Annotated in this window: 2 protein-coding genes; both read left to right on the forward strand. The window is 66.8% G+C overall.

What is annotated here, in order from left to right; genetic code table 11:
- Positions 1-726, forward strand: a 726-nt coding sequence (locus ACWFR4_RS48570) for an ABC transporter permease (RefSeq protein WP_453658365.1), incomplete at its 5' end; no start/stop codon positions are given.
- 70 nt (positions 727-796) lie between these two features.
- Positions 797-1,891 carry an ABC transporter substrate-binding protein gene (locus tag ACWFR4_RS48575; RefSeq protein ID WP_453658367.1) on the forward strand — a complete coding sequence of 365 codons (1,095 nt, stop codon included), beginning with the start codon at positions 797-799 and terminating at the stop codon, positions 1,889-1,891.
- Positions 1,892-1,989: the final 98 nt, after the last annotated feature.

Below are 1,989 nucleotides of genomic sequence, written 5' to 3' on the forward strand. Positions count from 1 at the left end.
GCGTTCACCACCTGGGGGATCGTCGACCCGTTCTTCTTCGGGCAGCCGTCCGGCATCGCCAAGCGGCTGGTCGACCTCTTGCAGAACGGCACCGAGTTCGGATCCTTCTACGCGAACGTCTGGACCACGATCCAGGAGGCGCTCGTCGGCTTCGCCCTCGGGGCCGCCACCGGAGTGGTCTTCGGCGTCGCGCTGGGCCAGAGCCGCTTCCTCGCGGACGTGCTCGGTCCCTACATCAAGATGGTCAACGCGATCCCGCGTATCGTCCTCGGCTCGATCTTCATCGTCGCGTTCGGCATCGGCGTACTGCCCAAGATCCTGCTCGCCGCGGTGCTGGTGTTCTTCATCGTCTTCTTCAACGCCTTCCAGGGCGTCCGTGAGGTCGACCGCAACATCCTCGCCAACGCCAAGGTGCTCGGCGCCTCGCAAATGCAGATCATCCGGCACGTGATCGTGCCCTCCGCGCTCACCTGGATCATCGCCAGCCTGCACAGCGCCTTCGGCTTCGCCATCGTCGGCGCGCTGGTCGGCGAGGTGCTCGGCGCGCAGAGCGGTCTCGGCCTGGTGATCAAGACCGCGCAGAACAACTTCGACCCCAACGGCGTGTTCGCGACAATGCTCGTCATCTCGATCATCGTGCTCGGCGCCGAGTGGCTGATCGGCAAGCTCGAACACCAGCTGCTGTCCTGGCGCCCGCCGGCGCCGTCCGAGGCTAGCTCCCTCTGACGCCGCCCCTCTCCGTCCCCTCTGCTCTTCCCTCCCTCCGCTCAACCCCAGCAAAGGAATGTGGTCAGCCATGTCCAGACGACCCGCCGCTGTCGCCGCGTCTCTCCTCACCGTTCTCGCCCTGGGAGCCGTCAGCGCCTGTTCCAGCAACTCCAGCAGCACCGCCAAGACCAGCGGCTCGGGCGGCACGCCCACCGTCAAGCTCATGGCCGGCGGCCTCGACAAGCAGATCTACCTGCCGTACCAGCTCGCCCAGCAGCTCGGCTTCTACAAGAAGTACGGCGTCAACGTCGAGCTGAGCTCCGAGCAGGACGGCGGTGTCGGCGCTGAGGACGCCATGGCCTCGGGGCAGGTGGACATGTCCGGCGCCTGGTACCAGCACACGATCGACTTCCAGGTGAAGGGGAAGGCGGTCGAGGACGTCGTCCAGCTGTCCGGCGCGCCGGGCGAGCGGGAGATGTGTACGACGAAGAGCGGCGTCAAGTCGGCCGCCGACTTCAAGGGCAAGACTCTCGGTGTCACCGACCTCGGTTCGGGCACCGACACGCTCACCCAGTTCCTGGCCGCGCAGAAGAACGTCAAGACCAAGGACTTCAACCGGATCGCGGTCGGCGCGGGCTCCACCGCGGTCGCCGCGCTCCAGAACGGCAAGGCCGCCTGCGTCATGACGACTCAGCCGACGGTCGCCGCGATCGAGAAGAAGGGTGTGGGCGCCTCGGCGATCGACCTGGCTACCACGGAGGGCGCCAAGGCGGCGATGGGCGGCGCCTGGCCGGCCGCGAGTGTCATCGCCCGTACCGACTGGGTGAACTCGCACAAGGACGCGGTGCAAAAGGTCGTCAACGCGCTCGTGGCCACCATGCACTGGATCAACACGCACAGCGCGACCGACATCGCGAACAAGCTGCCGCAGTCGTACGTGCAGAACCAGCTGGTGACCAAGGCCGACTACATCAAGGCCCTGACCCAGGACAAGGGTCAGTTCCTCCCGGACGGCATCATGCCGGCCGGCGGCCCGAAGACGGTTCTTGCGACGGAGGAACAGGTCGGCCACGCGACCTCGTCGGTGAAGCTCGGTACGACGTTCACCAACGAATTCGCCATCACGGCCAACAAGACCGAGGGCTTCACCACCACGACGACCCCGGCGGGGTCGAACGGCTGAGTGTTCGCCGCTCATGGGGCCGCCCAGGTGACTGCCACCTGAGCGGCCCCATGCCGTAGGCAGAGCCGTCGAGCGGGTACCTCTGCGCACGCCTGCAC

This window comes from Streptomyces sp. NPDC055140 (assembly GCF_053607285.1).